The 19,381-nt window shown below is 60.2% G+C and carries 17 protein-coding genes; 12 read left to right on the top strand and 5 right to left on the bottom strand.

The window, feature by feature from the left end; genetic code table 11:
* Position 1 precedes the first annotated feature (1 nt).
* Positions 2 to 112, top strand: coding sequence for an LPXTG cell wall anchor domain-containing protein (locus ABIB48_RS00165; protein WP_354211985.1), 111 nt, complete (start codon positions 2 to 4; stop codon positions 110 to 112).
* Positions 113 to 307: 195 nt separating this feature from the next.
* On the top strand, positions 308 to 1,591 hold the full coding sequence (locus ABIB48_RS00160) for a dicarboxylate/amino acid:cation symporter (protein ID WP_354211242.1): 1,284 nt from the start codon (positions 308 to 310) through the stop codon (positions 1,589 to 1,591).
* Between the two features lie 21 nt (positions 1,592 to 1,612).
* Here ABIB48_RS00160 and ABIB48_RS00155 read toward each other — a convergent pair whose 3' ends face one another.
* Positions 1,613 to 3,508, bottom strand: a complete 1,896-nt coding sequence (locus ABIB48_RS00155; protein WP_354211240.1) for an AMP-binding protein — start codon at positions 3,506 to 3,508, stop codon at positions 1,613 to 1,615.
* A gap of 208 nt (positions 3,509 to 3,716) precedes the next feature.
* On the opposite strand from ABIB48_RS00155, the gene ABIB48_RS00150 reads away from it, so the two are divergent.
* From ABIB48_RS00150 to ABIB48_RS00130, 5 genes are all read left to right on the top strand, one after another.
* Positions 3,717 to 4,352, top strand: a complete 636-nt coding sequence (locus ABIB48_RS00150; protein ID WP_354211238.1) for a GntR family transcriptional regulator — start codon at positions 3,717 to 3,719, stop codon at positions 4,350 to 4,352.
* 61 nt (positions 4,353 to 4,413) lie between these two features.
* Positions 4,414 to 5,934, top strand: a complete 1,521-nt coding sequence (locus ABIB48_RS00145) for an MmgE/PrpD family protein (RefSeq protein ID WP_354211236.1) — start codon at positions 4,414 to 4,416, stop codon at positions 5,932 to 5,934.
* Position 5,935: 1 nt separating this feature from the next.
* A complete protein-coding gene (gene prpB, locus ABIB48_RS00140) occupies positions 5,936 to 6,865 on the top strand; it encodes a methylisocitrate lyase (RefSeq protein ID WP_354211234.1) in 930 nt (309 codons plus the stop codon).
* 49 nt (positions 6,866 to 6,914) lie between these two features.
* Positions 6,915 to 8,054 (top strand): bifunctional 2-methylcitrate synthase/citrate synthase, encoded by a 1,140-nt coding sequence (locus ABIB48_RS00135; protein ID WP_354211233.1) that lies wholly within the window; start codon positions 6,915 to 6,917, stop codon positions 8,052 to 8,054.
* A gap of 312 nt (positions 8,055 to 8,366) precedes the next feature.
* Positions 8,367 to 8,696, top strand: coding sequence for a cupin domain-containing protein (locus ABIB48_RS00130; RefSeq protein ID WP_354211231.1), 330 nt, complete (start codon positions 8,367 to 8,369; stop codon positions 8,694 to 8,696).
* A gap of 61 nt (positions 8,697 to 8,757) precedes the next feature.
* Here the strand turns inward: ABIB48_RS00130 and ABIB48_RS00125 are convergent, their stop codons facing one another.
* Positions 8,758 to 9,273 (bottom strand): 8-oxo-dGTP diphosphatase, encoded by a 516-nt coding sequence (locus tag ABIB48_RS00125; RefSeq protein WP_354211229.1) that lies wholly within the window; start codon positions 9,271 to 9,273, stop codon positions 8,758 to 8,760.
* Positions 9,274 to 9,827: 554 nt separating this feature from the next.
* Between ABIB48_RS00125 and ABIB48_RS00120 the strand changes: the two genes are divergently transcribed.
* The 5 genes from ABIB48_RS00120 (at position 9,828) to ABIB48_RS00100 (ending at position 15,575) form a co-directional block, all read left to right on the top strand.
* Positions 9,828 to 11,120: an extracellular solute-binding protein gene (locus tag ABIB48_RS00120; RefSeq protein WP_354211227.1), complete on the top strand. Its 1,293-nt coding sequence runs from the start codon at positions 9,828 to 9,830 to the stop codon at positions 11,118 to 11,120.
* A gap of 34 nt (positions 11,121 to 11,154) precedes the next feature.
* Positions 11,155 to 12,135: a carbohydrate ABC transporter permease gene (locus tag ABIB48_RS00115; RefSeq protein WP_110105987.1), complete on the top strand. Its 981-nt coding sequence runs from the start codon at positions 11,155 to 11,157 to the stop codon at positions 12,133 to 12,135.
* 83 nt (positions 12,136 to 12,218) lie between these two features.
* Positions 12,219 to 13,043: a carbohydrate ABC transporter permease gene (locus tag ABIB48_RS00110; protein WP_354211983.1), complete on the top strand. Its 825-nt coding sequence runs from the start codon at positions 12,219 to 12,221 to the stop codon at positions 13,041 to 13,043.
* A gap of 55 nt (positions 13,044 to 13,098) precedes the next feature.
* The gene (locus tag ABIB48_RS00105; protein ID WP_315915655.1) at positions 13,099 to 14,742 is read left to right on the top strand and encodes a beta-N-acetylhexosaminidase; all 1,644 of its coding nucleotides are present in this window, start codon (positions 13,099 to 13,101) and stop codon (positions 14,740 to 14,742) included.
* Positions 14,739 to 15,575, top strand: coding sequence for an IclR family transcriptional regulator (locus tag ABIB48_RS00100; RefSeq protein ID WP_110105985.1), 837 nt, complete (start codon positions 14,739 to 14,741; stop codon positions 15,573 to 15,575). Before ABIB48_RS00105 ends, ABIB48_RS00100 begins: the two co-directional genes overlap by 4 nt.
* Positions 15,576 to 15,682: 107 nt before the next feature.
* Here the strand turns inward: ABIB48_RS00100 and ABIB48_RS00095 are convergent, their stop codons facing one another.
* Genes ABIB48_RS00095 through ABIB48_RS00085 form a run of 3 tightly spaced genes read right to left on the bottom strand, consistent with a single transcriptional unit; the run spans position 15,683 to position 19,378 of the window.
* Positions 15,683 to 17,077, bottom strand: coding sequence for a GntP family permease (locus tag ABIB48_RS00095; protein WP_110105984.1), 1,395 nt, complete (start codon positions 17,075 to 17,077; stop codon positions 15,683 to 15,685).
* A 25-nt stretch (positions 17,078 to 17,102) separates the two neighbouring features.
* Positions 17,103 to 17,738, bottom strand: a complete 636-nt coding sequence (locus ABIB48_RS00090; RefSeq protein ID WP_315915653.1) for a bifunctional 4-hydroxy-2-oxoglutarate aldolase/2-dehydro-3-deoxy-phosphogluconate aldolase — start codon at positions 17,736 to 17,738, stop codon at positions 17,103 to 17,105.
* Positions 17,735 to 19,378: an N-acyl-D-amino-acid deacylase family protein gene (locus ABIB48_RS00085; protein WP_110105982.1), complete on the bottom strand. Its 1,644-nt coding sequence runs from the start codon at positions 19,376 to 19,378 to the stop codon at positions 17,735 to 17,737. Before ABIB48_RS00085 ends, ABIB48_RS00090 begins: the two co-directional genes overlap by 4 nt.
* Positions 19,379 to 19,381: the final 3 nt, after the last annotated feature.

Raw genomic sequence — 19,381 nt, 5'->3', positions numbered from 1 at the left:
TCTGGCACGCACTGGCGCCAGCTCAACACTGCTGCTGGGCGGGGCGGCCTTGGCGCTGCTCGCTGGTCTGGTCATCATGGCCGTTTCACGCAGGCGCAACAGCACGCACTAGAGTTCCACGCGTGAAGAAGCCGGGCACCTGTATCCATGGGTGACCGGCTTCTTGCTGTGCACCAATGCTGTGCAGGAATGCTGTGCAGGAATAACATAGGCCACCCAGTTGCGCATACTATTGCAAAGGCGTGCCCTGCGCCACATAATTCTTGCGCGCCAATGCGCGGACCCGCGAGCCAACCCGAGGACCCCCATGAAGTTACTGAAATCAATCCCCCTGCTTGGCTGGATCATCGTGGCCATCATCTTGGGTATTCTCACAGGCCCCGTGATGCCCATATGGCTGGGCAGCGTATTTCTGACCTACAATTCCATCTTCTCCGGGTTCCTGGGCTTTATTGTTCCCCTGATCATCTTGGGCCTGGTCATGCCGGCCATTGCCGAGCTGGGCAAGGGTGCGGGGAAATGGCTTGGCCTCACGGCCGGGATCGCCTACGGTTCCACAGTCCTCGCGGGGCTTCTTGCATATTTTGTGAGCCGTTGGCTCTTCACCTCACCACTCTCCGGCGGAGGGCTTGAATCACTTAGTGACGGTTCCGGCTCCGGCTTCACCCCTTACTTGACGGTGGTGGCCAGCGCCGGTGACTCGGCAACGGAAATCGTTTTGCCGCCGGTGATTGGCGTCATGAGCGCTCTGGTGCTGGCCTTCGTTATAGGCATTGGCCTGACGGCCTTCCATAGCAAAGTACTCTTCCGCGGTGCCATCGAGTTCCGCAGCATTATTGAATCGGTGATCCGGCGCATCATTGTTCCCGCACTGCCGCTGTTCATCTTTGGCATTTTCATGGATCTCTCAGCAAGCGGTTCGGCAATGATTGTTGTCACAAAATTCTTGCTGGTCGCCGTGGTGTCCTTCGCCTTGACGTTTGTTGTTCTCCTAGCGCAGTATTCGGTAGCCGGATCCATGTCAGGGATCAACCCGTTCAAGGCCCTGTGGAACATGCGCGACGCCTACTTCACGGCTCTCGGCACCTCTTCCTCGGCCGCAACGATCCCCGTCACCTTGGCGTCAACAAAGAAAAATGGTGTCTCTGACTCGGTGGCCGGCTTTGTTGTGCCGTTGTGCGCCACCATCCACCTCTCCGGTTCGATGGTGAAGATCACCTGCTTCTCCATTGCCGTTCTACTGCTTACCGGCGGCGATATTTCCTTCAGCGCCTACCTGCCGTTCATCCTCATGCTCGGCGTCATGATGATTGCAGCCCCGGGCGTGCCAGGTGGCGCCATCGCCGCTGCTGCAGGCTTGCTGGTCCAGATGCTGGGCTTCGGCGAGGTTGAGGTAGGCCTCATGTTCGCGGCCTATATTGCCTTGGACAGCTTTGGCACAGCCACCAACGTCACCGGTGATGGAGCCATCGCCTTGATCATGAACAAACTCACCCGCGGGCATCTGGGTTCGCAGCCGCAAGATCCGGCCGACGAAGCGATGGAGCCGGGAGAGGGTGCCCTGCTCGAAGAGCACGCCCTGCCGCAGTAACCAGCACCACCAATAGGCTCCTCAGCCGCGCAGGAACGGAATAAGCGCCTCGATGACTGAACTGTCCTCAATGGTGGAGGGCACCACATAATCATTCCCGTCGGCAATCTGGCGCATGGTTTTACGTAGAATTTTCCCTGAACGGGTCTTGGGCAGGGCGTCAACAATAATTGCTTTCCTGAAGTCCGCCACCGGCCCAATTTCCTTGCGCACCAAGGCCACAAGTTCTAGCTGGAGTTGTTCCTGCGTAATGGACACCCCGGATTTGAGCACAATATAACCCACAGCTTTTTGGCCCTTGAGCACATCCGCTACCCCAATCACAGCGCATTCAGCCACGGCCGGGTGCTTGCCCACCACTTGCTCTATGGCACCTGTGGAAAGCCGGTGCCCGGCCACATTGATGACATCATCGGTGCGGCCCATGACAAACACATAGCCGTCTTGATCCACATAGCCGGAATCCCCCGTGGCGTAATACCCCGTGAATGCCGAAAGGTATGAGTCAACAAAACGCTGATCGTCTCCCCAGAGCGTGGTCAGGGTGCCAGGCGGCAGCGGCAACCTCAGCACAATGTTCCCCTCCTCGCCCGCACCCACGGGGACGCCCATGCCATCCACAATTTCCAGCTGATAGCCGGGCATGGGCAGTGTGGGCGAGCCCGCCTTGATGGGCAGCGGATCCAGTCCGCGCGGATTTCCCACAATGCCCCACCCGGTTTCAGTCTGCCACCAGTGGTCAACCACGGGCACCTCCAGCACGCGTGAGGCCCAGTGGTACGTATCGCTATCCAACCGCTCACCAGCAGTGAACAGCGTTTGGAGAGTGCCGAGGCTGTACTTCTTCAGCAGCACAGCCTCAGGATCCATCTTCCGGATAGCCCGGATCGCGGTGGGCGCCGTGAAAAGTGCCTTCACACCATGCTCGGCAATGACACGCCAGAACGCACCCGCGTCCGGAGTCCCCACCGGCTTGCCCTCGTACATCAGCGTTGTGGCACCGGCCAGCAGCGGCCCATACACAATGTAAGAATGCCCCACCACCCAGCCCACATCCGAGGCCGTCCACCAGATGTCACCTGCGTGGATATCGTAGAGGTTCGCCATGGTCCACAAGAGTGCGACGGCGTGTCCCCCGTTATCCCGGACCACCCCCTTGGGCGTGCCGGTAGTTCCGGAGGTATACAGCACATAGAGCGGGTCCGTTGACTTCAGAGTCACCGGCGCGGCGGGCACTGCCGTGGCAAGGGCGGTGTCCCAATCCACAGCATTGAAGCCTAGATCTGCCGGCTGCGTGGCAAATCCGTCGCGGTGTTTGATCACTACGGGCAGCGCGGGAAATCCGGCTTTCTCCAGTGCCTCGCGGACAGTGGGCAGGTATTCCACCTTACGGTTTGGCTCCAGCCCGCCCGAGGTTGTGATGATGACCTTGGGCGTGGCATCCTTGATGCGCATGGCCAGCTCACTCGCTGCGAAGCCGCCAAACACTACGGAATGGATGGCTCCGAGCCGCGCTGCCGCGAGCATGGCGATGGCGGCTTCGGGAATCATGGGCAGGTAAATGATTACCCTGTCCCCCGTTCCCACGCCCTGCGCGCGTAACACCCCGGCGAAGGATGCCACGGCGGCCAAAAGTTCGTTGTAGGTGTAGCGCGTGATTGTTTCTCGCATGGCAGAGTCATGGATGAGGGCTATTTGATCTCCGCGACCCGCCGCAACATGCCTGTCAAGAGCGTTATAAGAGGTGTTCATCTCGCCATCGGGAAACCAGTGGCTAAGAGGAGCATCTACATCGCTGTGCGCTTGCTGAGGCGCTACCACCCAATCGAGCGCTTGTGCGGCCTCGAGCCAGAAACCTTCCGGGTCATCGATGCTGCGTTGATATTCGTCCGGGTAGCTAGTGCCGTTGTGTGCCATGAGTTGCCTTCCCTGCGCCAGCCAAACTCGATGATGTGATGTGAGCCATAGTATCGCTGAATCGAGTCACCCGCCATGCCTTTGTGTATACATAAATAGAGATAATTACTAAATTCTCTAGATAACAGCGGCAAACTGCTGGTCTTTGTATACATAGACGGGTAATGTATATGTCATAAGCAAAACATTCCGGCGACTGGGAGGAACCGTGCGAGCCAGCGATCGCGCCTATGCAACGTTGCACAGCGACATCATTAATTGGCGCCTCACACCAGGGACGGTGCTGGGCGAAGTTGAGCTTTCCGAGCGGTTGGGAGTGTCCCGCACCCCCATCCGCGAAGCCTTGGCCAAACTGACGGCGGAGGGATTGGCGGAACCGCAAAGCGGCCGTGGCATGGTGGTCAGTAAAATTTCCCTCGATCATCTCGATGAGCTCTTTGAACTACGCTCAGCGCTGGAGTGCCGGGCTGCGGAGCTGGCTGCCAAACGGGGAGAACCGGAAATTTTTCGAGCCCTGCACCGCCAGCTCGCCAACGCCGGGGAGCTCATCACAGAAGAAGACCCCACCCGCGCGGACTACTACCAGCTGGCGGCTGACTTGGATGCGGCGGTGGATGCCGCCGTGGCGAATCACTATTTGGCGCAAGCTCTAAAAAACCTGCGCGTTCATCTAGTCCGTGTCCGGCGCCTGGGCAAGGACAACCCGGCCCGGCTACGCGATGCTGCCAGGGAACATGCTGCCATTGCCCTGGCGATCTCCAACGGCAACCCGGCGGTGGCCAGTGCCGCCACCACCGTCCATCTAGACAACAGCCTGCGCCACTTATTGAGCACGGCTGCCTAAAGATTTTTACCTCACCAAAGTTTTCACCCATTTTTGATTCACCGAAGCGAAAAGGAACATCATGACCATCGATCACTTTGTGCGCGTGTACAAGAGCGAAGAGAACCTGGCCCACGAGGACCAGCTGGCCTACAAGATCGCCAAAGTTGCCACGGACCCCGTAGCCGTCACGGATGAGGTCACCGACATGATCATCAACCGTGTCATTGACAACGCCTCCGTCGCCATCGCCTCGCTGAACCGCGGCCCCATCGTGGCCGCCCGCGCCCAAGCACTGACCCACGCACCCTCAACCGGCGGCACCGGCGCCTCTGTTTTCGGCATCACAGAGAAGGTCTCCCCCGAATGGGCGGCCTGGGCCAACGGTGTGGCCGTGCGCGAGCTCGATTACCATGACACCTTCTTGGCTGCCGACTACTCCCACCCGGGAGATAACATCCCGCCGATCCTCGCTGTCGCCCAGCACACCGGCGCCAACGGGGCGGACCTTGTCCGCGCCATCGCCACCGGCTACGAGATTCAGGTGAACCTGGTCAAGGCCATCTGCCTGCATGAACACAAGATCGACCACGTCGCCCACCTCGGCCCCTCCGCGGCAGCGGGTATCGGCACCCTGCTGAACCTTGAAGTTGAAACCATCTTCCAGGCCGTCGGCCAGGGCCTGCACACCACCACGGCCACCCGCCAGTCACGCAAGGGAGAAATCTCCACCTGGAAGGCCCACGCCCCCGCGTTTGCCGGCAAGCTTGCTGTTGAGGCTGCCGACCGTGCCATGCGCGGACAAACCTCCCCCGTGCCGATCTACGAGGGCGAAGACGGCGTCATCGCCTGGATGTTGGATGGCCCCGACGCCGCGTACACCGTGCCGCTGCCGGCCGACGGCGAAGCCAAGCGCGCCATCATGGACACGTACACCAAGGAGCACTCGGCCGAGTACCAGGCCCAGGCCTGGATCGATCTGGCCCGCAAGCTGAACAAGGAACACCCGGAAGCCACAGACCCGGCCAACGTTGAAAGCATCCTGATCAAGACCAGCCACCACACGCACTACGTGATTGGCTCTGGCGCCAACGATCCGCAGAAGTACGATCCCACCGCCTCACGGGAAACCCTGGACCACTCCATCCCGTACATTTTCGCCGTGGCCCTACAGGATGGTTCCTGGCACCACGTTGACTCCTACGCCCCCGAGCGTGCCGCCCGCCCCGACACGGTGGAGCTGTGGCACAAGGTCACCACGGAGGAGGACGCAGAGTGGACGCGCCGCTACCACTCCCTGGACATCTCCGAGAAGGCCTTCGGCGGCTCAGTTGTCATCACCCTGACCGACGGGACGGTCATCACGGATGAGATTGCTGTGGCAGACGCCCACCCGCTCGGCGCCCGGCCCTTCGCTCGCGCGCAGTACATCAACAAGTTCCGCACCCTGGCCACCGGTCTCGTGGAGGAAGCCGAGATTGCCCGTTTCATCGCGGCAGCGGAGAACCTGCCCAACTTGGCCGCAGGAGAACTGGACCAGTTGAACATTCAGGCAGCTCCCGGCGTCGTGAATCTGACCAACGCACCCAAGGGCCTGTTCTAACATGTTGTACTCCAAGAAAACTGCTGAAGAGAAGCGCCGGGATCTGCGTGCCATGCTTGTTCCGGGCGCGGCACGCCAGTTCCCCGGCGCCTTCAACCCGCTCTCAGCCCGGCTCATTGAGGAAAAGAAGTTCGACGGCGTCTACATCTCGGGCGCCGTACTCGCCAACGATCTGGGCCTGCCAGATATTGGCATGACCACGTTGACCGAGGTGGCCACCCGCGGCGGGCAAATTGCGCGGATGACGGATCTGCCGTGCCTGATTGACGCCGATACCGGTTTTGGTGAGCCCATGAATGTGGCCCGCACCATCCAAGAACTGGAAAATGCCGGGCTGGCTGGTTGCCATATTGAGGACCAGTTCAACCCCAAGCGCTGCGGCCACCTGGACGGGAAGAACATGGTAGATCTGGATACGGCTATCAAGCGCATTGCCGCCGCCGCCGATGCCCGGCGCGATCCGAACTTTTTGATCATGGCCCGCACCGACATCCGTGCCGTGGAAGGCTTGGATGCGGCCATTGACCGGGCCAAGGCGCTTGTTGATGCCGGGGCGGATGCGATCTTCCCGGAAGCCATGAAATCTGTGGCGGAGTTTGAGGCTGTGTGTAAGGCTGTGGACGTGCCGGTTTTGGCGAATATGACGGAGTTTGGCAAGAGCGAGTTGTTCACCAGGGATGCCTTGGCCGCGGCAGGCGTTGCCATGATCATTTTCCCGGTCACGCTGTTGCGTAGTGCCATGGGTGCGGCCGAGCGGGTTTTGGACGCGATTGCTGCCAACGGCACACAAGAAAGTTCCGTGCCACAAATGCTGACGCGGGCCCGTCTTTATGATCTGGTTGACTATGAGGCGTACAACCACTTCGATACTGGGATTTTTAACTTCCAAATTCCCAGTCTTGACATCGAAAGCAACAACTCGAACCTCTAGGTCTACAGGGATCCACAATGCAAAGTCGCATGAAGAAGGAGTGCACACTGTGAGTGAAGAAGAAGTACGCAAGGGTCTTGCCGGGGTCATTGCCGATTACACAGCCATTTCCAAGGTCAATCCGGACTCAAACTCGTTGCTTTATCGCGGCTATCCGGTCCAAGAGCTGGCAGCCAGCAAGTCTTTTGAAGCAGTAGCTCTCTTGCTGTGGACCGGCGAACTGCCCCGCGAGGAGGAACTGACTGTTTTTGAAGCCTTTGAGCGGGCCAACCGGTCACTGGATTCACGCGTCAAGGCCGCCATTGACCTATTGCCGTTGGATTGCCACCCCATGGATGTGGGCCGCACAGCGGTCTCCGTCATGGGAGCCAACCATGCCCTGGCACAGGACTCCTCCCCCGAGGCTGAGCTGGATAAGGCACAGTCACTGTTTGCACAGTACCCTGCCGTGGTTGCCTACGATCAGCGCCGCCGTCGTGGTTTGGGAATTGTTCAGCCTCGCACGGATTTGGACTACTCAGCGAACTTTTTGTGGATGACCTTCGGCGAAGAGGCGGCACCCGAGGTGGTGGATGCGTTCCGCGTCTCCATGGTCCTCTACGCCGAGCACTCCTTCAATGCTTCAACGTTCACGGCACGGGTCATCACCTCCACGCTCTCGGATCTGCACTCGGCCGTCACCGGCGCCATCGGTGCACTCAAGGGCCCCCTGCATGGTGGAGCCAACGAGGCAGTTATGCACACCTTCGAGGAGCTGGGCATCCGTTCCGACGAATCGCGGGAGGAAGCCGCCACCCGCGCCAAGGCGTGGATGGAGGATGCTCTGGCCGCGAAGAAGAAGATCATGGGGTTCGGCCACCGGGTCTACAAGAACGGCGATTCCCGCGTGCCCACCATGAAGGCTGCGTTGGAGCGGATGATCACGCACTACAAACGTCCGGAAATGATGGGCCTTTACGACGGTCTGGAGCAGGCCATGGGCGAGGCCAAGGCTATCAAGCCCAACCTTGACTACCCCGCCGGGCCCACCTACCACCTGATGGGCTTCGATACTGATATGTTCACGCCCTTGTTCATCGCCTCACGCATCACCGGGTGGACGGCACACATCATGGAGCAGCGCGCTGCGAATGCCCTGATCCGCCCCTTGAGCGCTTACAACGGTGTTGCTGAGCGCCACGTGGCGTAAATTCTCGGCTGTCACCAGCGGTGGCGCAGTAATTGCATCGAAATTTCGATGGCAGTTGCTGCGCCACACCTGTTTGTAGGCTTGCAACCAGCGAGTTTTTAGATACTCCACGTTGGGTGCTGGCGCGGCGCAACAGTGTCAGCTGCGCACGCGCAGCCACTTCACTGGCGCATAGGAAAACTCCATGAGCCCCGGCGGGCGGGCAACACAAATAACGACACTCCCAACCGCCCGCACCACGTGGGGCGAGAAGATGGCGGCTTCGGAGTACTGTGAAGAGACGTTGTTGAACCCACCTCTTCAAGGAGCATCATGGAAAAGTCATCCCTGACGGCACTGGCACGGGAGCTCTTGGCTTCCGCGAAGACTAAAAGCAGCGGCCGCAGCGCTCGGACTGTCTATGGTGGCCATGAGCGGGTTCTGCGGCAGACCATGGTGGCCCTGACAGCAGGCTCCTCCTTGGACGAGCATGACAACCCTGGCGAAGCCACAGTTCACGTCATCGCGGGAAAGCTAGTTTTGAAAGCTGGCGATGTTTCTTGGGAGGGATCTCCCGGTGACCACTTGGTAGTTCCACTGGCCCGTCACAGCGTGGAGGCCCTCGAAGATTCGGCGTTCCTGCTCACAGTGGCCAAGCCCTAGCACCCGATCCTGCCTCCGGCTCCCACCACCGCACCAGCTCCAGCACCTGCCTCCGCATCAGCTAGCTGCCGAAGTGATCCCCGGGAACGGCTCCGCGCGGTGGCGTGTGCACGCTTGAAGCCACCGTCTCATTGTCGTCATTGAGCTCAACCCGCCAATGGCCGCGCTCCCCTGTCAAAAATGCTGGGAGCCAATGAATGGCATCGGCCCACATGTATTCATGCGGCAGTTCGTGGACGCGGTACCACTGAGGGGAAATCTCTTCGCTTTCTTGCGCCTCCCCGGCAAACACCCGGCACAGGAACACCGTGGTGAACATATCCCAGGAAGGCTTGGCCGGGAAGAGGAACTCCACAGTCCCAGCGGGCACAAGATCCATGGGTTCAATGGTTATGCAGGTTTCTTCTGCGACTTCACGGCAGATAGCGGCGACAACGCTTTCTCCCGGCTCCACATGGCCGCCGATCCCCACCACTTTGCCTGTTCCTATCCCGGTCTTTTTCAGACCGAGCAGCACTTCTTCTCCGGCTGGGCCTTCACGGAGGAGGAAACATAGGGTTACATCAGCAGCACTCATGATCCCAGCTTATGCCGTGCTCCACGCGGGCGGAGCACCCAGCCGCAGTGCCCAGTCAAAGTGCCCGCTAGGTAGGCGCCGGTCCGCCGTGCCGGTCAGCCCCATTCCGGACATGCACAAGGTGCACGCGCTATGCGGTACCCGATTTTGCCCTACAAAACGCACTCCGGCGGTAGTCCAGCGAGGACAAACACCTTCCAGCCCTGCCAGAAGAGTCCAACCACGGCCGTGATGACACATTTTCACATCCGGCAGCGAGTGGAGGAAACTCCCCGACGGCAGAAAATTACGCAGATTTTGGCGGAATCTTTCACAATAGTCCCCCACTGTGGAAATATGCAGCAGCTCACAGTCAGTAAATATGAAACACATTTTCATTGTGTGGCGAGCAGCACAAACAATCTGCAAAAACCAACCGGTGAAGCTTAGTTTTGCATAGCGAAACTTTTGATCTTTGGGCTTCATTCGCGCACCGGCACTCTCCTATGGTCATCTCATGCTCACTGCAGTTCCTGCAGTCATCACCGCACCCCACCAAAAACCATGGAGACACCGTGAAATTCACCCGTACCCTCGCCGTGGCCGCATTGGCCGCCATGGCATTGACCAGTTGCGCTCCTCCCACCTCGGAGAATGCTGCTTCATCCCAGGATGAGGCCACCGGCACCCTGCGTGTTTGGCTGTTCTCGGAAGTGAACCAGGACCCCAAGTCAAAGGTGGTCGATGACACCATTGCCGCCTTCGAGGGCAAGCACAAGGACGTCACAGTAGATGTCCAGTACATCCCTGTTGACACCCGCGCCGAGAAGTTCAAAGCCGCCTTCAACGACCCTTCCAGCGCACCCGACGTGGCCGAATTCGGCAACACCGACCTGGCCAGCTACGTCACAGCAGGTGGCCTCTCCGACATGACTGCGGACATTGAAGCATGGGATGAAGGCAAGGATCTGGACCCCAAGGTCCTTGAAACAACCGCCATTGACGGCAAGAACTACGGTGTGCCGTGGTTCGTGGGCGTCCGGGCCCTGTACTACCGCACAGACCTGCTCAAGGAGGCCGGCGTCGAAGTTCCCAAGACCCTGGCCGAGATTGAGACGGCAGCTCGCGCCATCCGCACCAAAAACCCTGACACACTCGGCATCTCTGTCGGTGGCGCCTCACAGTTCTCAGCCATGCCGTACTTGTGGGCCCATGGTGGCAGCATTGCTGCCGATAACGGGGGAACGTTCACTTCCGGTCTGGACTCCGCAGAGTCCCGTGCAGGCATCACGGCCTATACGAACCTGGTCAAGGACGATATTTGCCCGCCCAAGACCTGCGCAGAATTTGGTGGCAACGCCAGCGTCCAGCAGTTCATTGCCGGCAAGGCTGCCATGACGATTGGTGGCGACTTCAATTACAAGGCCGTTGCTGAAAGTGAATTCAAGGACAAGTTCGCAGTAGTTCCCGTTCCTGGCCTCACCGCCGGCTCCATTGCCCCGGCCTTCGCAGGTGGCAACAACCTGGGCGTGTTCAAGAGCTCCAAGCGCCATACCCTGGCGGCTGACTTTGTGAAGGAGCTGGCCAGCAAGAAGAACCAGCAGGCCATGTTCGATGCGATGGGTAACCTGCCAACATTTAGCGACGTACAGAAGAGTGTGGCAGAGGACAACGCCTACGTGGCCCCTTTCATTGACACGATCGCTGCCGGAACCAACTTCGTGCCAATCACAGACACCTGGTCAACTATTGACGCCAAGGGCATCTTCACCGGCATGTACCAGCAGATTGTCACTGGGAAGGCCGACGTCGAGACGGCGAGCGCAGATGCCGCTGCCGCCATGAACAAGATCTTCGAAGCCAAGTAGTAGTGCCCACCACCTTCCAGACAGGCTGTTTTTGATGTCCACTCAATTTCCCGTCACCGCTGCGCCTTCCCTGCAGGACGAGAAACCCACTGCCCCGCTGATGCGCAAGAAGCGCGTCAGCGGGGCATCCCGGGTTGAACACTGGCTGTATTTGGCTCCAGCTCTCATTGTCCTGATAGCCCTCCTGGGCTATCCGCTGTACCAGCTCATCAACATGTCCCTGTACGACTACCGACAGGCCCAGGTCAGTGGCAGCGCCCCGCTCGTGTTCACTGGTCTGGAAAACTACCGAATCCTCATGGGCGATCCTGAGTTTTGGACCGTCCTGCGCGACACCGTCATCTTCGCCAGTGCCTGCGTGGTGCTGACGCTTCTAGTGGGCGGCGCCCTGGCAGTGTTCGCCTCCCGCCTGCGCCCCTGGGTGCGGACAGTTCTCTTTGCCGTGTCCTTGGGCGCATGGGCAACACCCGCCGTGACAGGCAGTGCCGTGTGGCTGTTCCTCTTTGACTCCACCCAGGGCCTGATCAACAAGGTACTGATAGGTGTTGGCCTGTCCGGGTTCAACGACTTCTCCTGGACCTATGAGAAGTGGACGGCCTTTGGCTTGGTGGCCAGCGAAGTAGTGTGGTGTTCTTTCCCCTTTGTCATGGTGACCCTCTATGCCGGAATCCAGGCTGTGCCCACGGAAACCATCGAGGCTGCCAGGCTCGACGGCGCCTCCCTCCCCCGTATTTTCTACTCGATCATGTTGCCCATGCTGCGCCCCATTGTCATCATCATCACCATCCAGTCCATCATCTGGAACTTCAAGGTCTTCTCCCAGATCTACGTCATGACAAACGGCGGCGGCATTGCGGGGCAAAACATGGTTTTGAACGTGTACTCCTATCAACAGGCCTTCGCCGCCAGCCTCTACGGACTGGGCTCGGCCATTGGGGTCATCATGACACTGATCCTGCTCGTCGTGACCCTCGTTTATCTGCGCCTGCTCAAAAGGAACGGTGAAGTACTGTGACCACACTCGAAACCAGCATCAAGGCTCCCATCGCGGCCCCCGCCAGGCAACGCACTCCGAGCACCAAGAAGCCACCGAAGAACATCGGGGTGAACCTGATTGGCGTCATCATTGCCGCGTTCGTCGCGTTCCCGCTGTATTGGATGGTTCTATCAGCGCTAAAACCCAAAACCGCGCTCGACGCCGGTGACTCCACTCCATGGACGCTGACCCCGTCGCTTGACTCGTTCGCCCGGGTGCTCAGTGTGAACAATTTCGGCCAGTACTTCATGAACTCCCTGATTGTGGCACTGAGCGTGGTGGTGCTCTCCACTGCGCTGGCATTTCTGGCGGCTGTGGCGCTGACCCGGTACAACTTTAAAATGCGCACCAAGCTGCTCATCATCATCCTGGTTGCGCAGATGGTGCCCATCGAGGCTCTGACCATCCCGTTGTTTTTCCTGTTCAAGGGCTTCGGCGACGCGATCCCGGCCATCGGGCTGAACCATTTGGGCTCCTTGATCCTTGTCCACATGGGTTTCTCCATCCCCTTCGCCATCTGGATGCTGCGCGGCTTTGTTGCTGCTGTCCCGATCGAGTTGGAAGAGGCTGCCAAGCTCGACGGCGCCAGCAGCTTCCGCTTTGTCCGCTCAGTCTTGTTCCCCCTCGTCGCCCCCGGCGTAGTGGCCTGTTCTGTGTTTTCCTTTATCTCCACGTGGAATGATTTCCTGTTCGCAAAGACGTTCATCATCTCGGCCCAGGAAAACTCCACGATGCCCATGGCTCTGTTGACGTTTTTCAAACCAGATCAAAACGATTGGGGTGCCATCATGGCCGGCTCGGTCATCATGACCATTCCTGTCCTGATTTTCTTCATCGCTGTCCAACGCAAATTGGTGTCAGGGCTCGCCGGCGCAGTCAAGGGCTAACCTTGCAGCAGGCAGACATGTAAACCACCCTTTTGCATTTTACGAAGGATTTTCCTTGACATCCCATCTCTTGGTCCCCCGTCCATGGTCAGTGATTGCCGAACCCTCCGGAGAGGTCTTGGAGCTGAACTCTGGCACTTCCTTGGCCTCCTGCCCGCAACTTGCCGGTGCCAGGCGGTGGTTGGCCCGCGCACTGGGCGCCGCAACCGGCTGGGATCTGCCTGCGGCCTCGGCCAGCGGTGCAACCATCACCTTCGCCTATGACAGCTCTCTTGCGCCGGAAGAGTATTCGCTCAGCATTGAGCGTTCCGTGCAGATTTCTGCTTCCTCTGAGGCCGGGGCTTTTTATGCTGCACAGACCCTCTTGCAGTTACTGGGCACCAGCGCCTTCCGGCAAGCTTCCGTAGCCCCTGCCGGCGGCTGGCAGTTGCCAGCGGTGACCATCACTGACAAGCCGCGGTTTGGCTATCGTGGCGTGATGCTGGATGTGGCCCGCCACTTCCAGCCCAAGGATGATGTGCTTCGGTTCATTGAAGTGGCCGCAATGCACAAACTCAACGTTCTGCACCTGCACCTCACGGATGATCAAGGGTGGCGTATTCATATCAATCGCTACCCGAAACTGACGGAGGTGGGTGCGTGGCGGCGCGAATCATCTCTGGGTGCGTGGCGTGCCGGGGTTTTTGACGGCCAACCGCACGGCGGTTTCTACTCCCAGGATGATCTGCGGGAGATTGTGGCTTTCGCAGCCGAACGCAATATCACGGTCATTCCGGAAATTGATGTTCCCGGGCACAGCCAGGCCGCCATTGCCGCCTACCCGGATTTGGGGCCGGCCGGTGCGGCACTGGAGGTGTGGACGCGGTGGGGCATCAACACTACGGTCCTTGAGCCCACGGACTTTGCCATCACCTTCTACCGCCATGTCCTCGAAGAGGTTGCGGAGATCTTCCCCTCCCCCTGGATTAGCCTGGGCGGGGACGAGGTGCCAAGTGATCAGTGGGAATCTAGCGCGTTCGCCCGCCAGCGCGCTGCCGAACTCGGTCTGGGCTCCGTAGCGGAACTGCACGGCTGGTTCATTGGCCAGCTAGCTGCGCATCTGCACACCTTGGGGCGCAAATGTGCAGCATGGGATGAGGTGGGCGATTTTGGCCTGCCAGAAGGCACTTTGGTGCATTCCTGGCGCGGATACCAAGGCGGGCTGGATGCCTTGGCCGGTGGCCATGACGTGGTCATGTGCCCTGAACACAAGCTTTACCTTGATCACCGGCAGGCCGACGGCGACGGCGAACCTGTCCCGGTGGGCTTCGTTACTTCGCTGGAAGCCGTGTACGGATTTGAGCCGATGCCTGACACGGCAGGACGGGACTACCCGGGCCGTCTTTTGGGGGCGCAAGCCAACATTTGGACCGAACACCTGCCCACTGCCCGTCATGTGGACTACGCAGCATACCCACGGCTGAGTGCCATAGCCGAGGTGTTCTGGTCCAATCCCGATCACCGTGATTTCAGTGACTTCCGGCACCGGCTGGAGTCCAGCCACCTGGACCGGCTGGCAGCCATGGGAGTGGCGTTCCGTCCTTTGGACGGCCCCCACCCGTGGCAACAGCGCCCCGGGATAGCCGGCTGGAAGCGCGACTACGAGCAGGAACTCCGTGCGAGCCATGCTGCCGTTGGCGTGGAAGGTATAACATCATGACCGCCGTGGACGCTGCGGGAACAGCGGCAACTGGCGGCACAGTAGGCGAGAAACGCAATGACTCTTCTTCACTGCGTAAGGCTCTGTTGCTGCTAGCGGTTGTCTCGGACCACCCCTCTTTAGAGGGCCTGGCTTTGGCAGAGTTGGCGGAACTCTCCGGCGTCAACAAGAGCACCGTGCTGCGCCTTGCCGCGCCGCTCATGGAAAAGAACCTCATTGAGCGGGACAGGGTGAGCGGTAGGTTCCGGCTGGGTTTTGGCAGTTTGCGGTTGGGCCAGTCTTATCTTGACTCCCTGGATCTGCGCAGCGCCGCGAATGAAGAACTACGTGCCCTCATGCGCATGACGGCGAACACCGTCCACCTGGTGGTTCTCTCAGGCCATGACGTGGTCTATCTGGACAAGGTTGAAGACCAGGCCACAGTGCGCATGGCTTCCCGGATTGGAGCCTCAATGCCCGCCTATTGCACGGCCGTGGGCAAGGCTATTTTGGCGTACAGCCCGGAGGAAGTTGTGGCCCCCATCCTTTCGGTACCGCTGGCAGCCATCACCTCGAAAACCATCACAGATCCGGAACTGCTCCGGCTTGAACTGAGCTCGGTGCGGCGCCGCGGGTACTCCATTGATGACCGTGAAAACGAGCCCGAGGTCCGGTGCGTGGCCGCGCCCATTTTCAACCACGATGACATGGTTGTTGCTGCCCTGAGCGTGTCCTCACTGACTTCACGCATGACCCCCGCCAAGGTGCGGGAGGTGGGTCCCATGGCTGCACAGGCGGGATTGCAGATCTCCGTCAAGCTCGGCTCACGCAAGGCCGCAGCAATGCTGCACTGAAATAAGCGTGGCCCTCTGGCCAATACACCTGAACAAGTGCGTGAACGCGAAGGCTCCCGGACACACAATGTGTCCGGGAGCCTTCGCGTTCAGTATTCTGTGTTCTGTTAGACGAACTGCCAGAGCAGTGCAGCCATACCGAAGCCAACTACGGACAGGACCGTTTCCAGCACCGTCCAGGTTTTCAGGGTGTCCTTGACGGACATGTTGAAGTACTTGGAGATGATCCAGAAACCGCCGTCGTTCACGTGGCTGGCAATGACTGACCCGGAGGCGATGGCCATGACCAGCAGCGCCAGTTGCGGCTGTGAATACCCGGCTGCAAGGACGCTGGGGGCCAAGATGCCGCCCGTGGTCACAATGGCAACGGTGGCCGAACCTTGAGCGATCCGCATGCCGGCCGCTATGACGAAGGCAGAGAGCAGCAACGGCAACCCGGCAGTGGCAAGAGAATCCGCAACGGCGGTGCCCACACCTGTTGCTCCCAGCACGGCACCAAAGAATGCGCCGGCGCCCACAACGAGCAGGATCATGCCAACAGGGCGCAAGGAGTTGGAGGTCAGCTCGGCCAACTCTTCGCGGCTCATGCCACGCCGGGTGCCCAGCAACCACATGGCCAGCAGCACGGCAATGGTCAAGGCGATGGCCGGGTTTCCCACGAACTGCAGGGCGGTGCGCAATCCGCCGTCGGGCACGAAGATGTTCCCGAACGTGCCACCGAGAATCAGGAGCATGGGCATGCCGATGGCGAGCAGTACGGTGCCAAGGGCAGGTTCACCTATCCGCTTTGCCTCATCGGATTCATCAATGACGCGGTCTTCGGGGACGTTGACCATGACGCGCTTGCCAATCCAGCTTCCCCAGAGGATTCCGGAGGCAAACCATGCGGGGATACCGCAGGCCAGGCCCATGATGATGAGCCAGCCCAAGTCCACATGGAACAGACCGGCTGCGGCTACCGGGCCGGGGTGCGGCGGCAGGAATGCATGCGTGACGGACAGTCCCGCGAGCAGAGGCAGGGCGTACAGCACAAGTGACTTCCCGCCCCTAACCGCTGCAACGTACACCAGAGGCGCCAGTACAAAGATGCCAATGTCGAAGAAGACCGGGATGCCCAACACAAAGCCGGTGACACCCATGGCAAGGGGGGTGCCCTTTTCGCCAAAGAGTTTTACCAGTCGGCCCATGAGGACCTCGGCGCCGCCGGAGCGTTCCAGGATGGCGCCCAGCACTGTGCCCAAACCAATGATGACAGTGATGTGACCGAGAATCCCGGCGAAACCCTTCTCAATGATGGCGTCACTGCTCTTGGTGGCTGAGCCCACCAGATCCTGCACGGAAACTCCGCCGGCCAGAGCCACGAGGACGCCCACCACCAGCAGAGCAATGAAGGGTTCGAGTTTGACCTTGATGATCAGGATGAGCAGGACGGCAATGCCCACGGCAGCAAGAAGCAACAGCCCCGCCGTGTCGTGGTGGAGCCAGTTGATGAAACTTGTCATATGAAATTATCCAAAGAATAGTTGATTAGGAAAGGATTGCGGTGAAGGCGCCGGCGCGGGCTGTGATCTCTGTCCATGTGCCGGCGGCTACGACGGCAGGCGGCACCACGGCCGTGCCGCAGCAGACGGCAAGTGCCCCGGCGTCGAGGAAGTTCTTGGCATTGGCTGAATTGATGCCGCCTGAGGGCAGTAGCTTGATGCCGGGGAAAGGGCCCTGCAGGTCCTTCAGGTATGACGGGCCCATGGCGCTGGCGGGAAAGATCTTCACGACGGCGGAGCCTAGGTCCAGCGCCATGGCCACCTCGGTGGGGGTCATAGCCCCCATGGCGAAGGGGATGCCAGCAGCGACGGCCACTTGGGCCACCTCGGGCCGGAGCCCCGGGGTGACCAGGAATTGCGCGCCAGCGTCAATTGCAGCCTTGGCCTGCTCGGCCGTCAAGACTGTGCCCACGCCGACGACGGCGCCGTGTTGGGAGGCAGTTCCGGCCGCACGCGTAAGGTGCTGGAGCAGGTTCGGGGTTGTGTATGTCAGTTCGACGCTGTTGATGCCGCCAGCCACGAGGGCATGGCAGAGTTCGGCGGCATCGGCAATTTTGGGGGCACGGACCACAGCGAGGGTGCGGTCATCTTCGAGCCGGGCAATGAATTCGGTGGCGTTCATGGTGTGGGGCGGGTTCCTTCTGGAGTGCGGCGCAGTGCCCGGCCGGCGAGGGCGCCGGTGGGTGTGCCCGCTTCGATGGCGGCAATGCCGTTGACAAAGACGTAGTGGATGCCCGCAGCGGGCTGCCGCGGGTTTTGAAATGTTGCTGTGGCATTGATGGTTTTTGGGTCAAAAAGGACTAGATCGGCGGCGTACCCCTCACGGATCAAGCCGCGGTCCACAAGTTTCAGCCGTGCTGCGGGGCGCCCTGTGAGGTGATGGAGCATTTCCTCAAGGCTGAGCAGTCCCAGCTCCCGGCTGTAGTGGCCAAGGAAGCGCGGGAACGTGCCCCAGGCCCGCGGGTGCGGTTTCGCCCCGACAAGGATGCCGTCACTGCCGCCGCAGTGAGTACGGTGAACCATGATGTCCCGGACGTTTTCCTCGTGCCCTACATGCTGCAGGATGCCGGTTGCCATACTGTCCTGCAGCAAGATCCGCACAAAGGTGTCAAAGGGGTCTTCCCCCATCTCCGCAGCAATTTGTTCAATGGTTTTACCTACGCAAGCATCCAGCTCAGGATTTTTGACTCCTGAAATTTCCAGGGTTCCCCATTCCGCAACCACCCCATGGCAACCGTCCGAACCGTAGATTTCCACGTTCTCGCGGATGCGGGCCAGTGTGTGCGCATCACGCAGCCGCGCCATAGTCGCCTCGGTCCCGCCGGCGGACGCCCAGCTGGGCAGGATAGCCGAGAGGGTTGTGGCTCCGGGAAGGTAGGGGTACGTGTCCAAGGTAATGTCCACGCCCTCGTCCAAGGCTCGGTCGATGAGCCCGAGAAGTTCGGGGGCACGGCCCTTGTTGGGGGCGAAGTTCATGGTGGCGTGGGAGAGGTGCAGGGCGCAGCCGGTTGTGCGGCTGAGCTCGATCATTTCGCCGTAAGCCTCGAGCGCGCCCTTGCCGTAGGAGCGGTGGTGCGGGGCGTAGAAACCACCAAAATCCGCCACAGTGGAGCACAGTTGTGCCAACTCCTGCGTGGTTGCGTACATTCCGGGCGTGTAGGTCAGCCCGGAGGACATGCCTACGGCGCCTTCCTCCATGGCGGTGCGGATGATCCCTTGCTGGGCTGCCACCTCTTCCGGTGTTGCTGCACCGTCGTGGAAGCCGCGAACCATGGCCCTGACAGTGCCCTGTGGGACAAGGTAGGCGGCGTTCGTGGCAATGCCTTGATCGAGCCGGTCCAGGTACTCCCCCACTGTGCGCCACGAGAAATCAAAGTCTTCCGGGTTGTCATTCCAGCCGGCAATCTTCGCCCGCACACCTGTGAGGGTGGCGTCGTCAATGGGTGCGTAGGAGAGCCCGTCCTGGCCCAGCAGCTCGGTGGTGACGCCTTGGCTGAGCTTGGCATAGTGGCCCGGTGCCAGGAAAAGTTGCAGGTCCGAATGGGCATGCATGTCAATGAATCCGGGGCTCAAGACAAGGCCAGTGGCATCGATAACGCCCGCTTGGCCGGCATGGCTACCCGGTGCGGCTATCTGGTGGATCGCACCATTTTCAAGCACCACGTCTGCCAGAAACCCATGCGCCCCGCTCCCGTCCACGACAGTGGCATTGCTGATGATGGTCCGCTCGGCAGTGCTGGCCTGGTTGTTGTTGATATCCATGGC

The organism is Arthrobacter sp. UYCu511, assembly GCF_040547105.1.
GTDB classification, from domain to species: domain Bacteria; phylum Actinomycetota; class Actinomycetes; order Actinomycetales; family Micrococcaceae; genus Specibacter; species Specibacter psychrochitiniphilus.
This window is presented reverse-complemented; position numbering and strand designations above follow the sequence as displayed.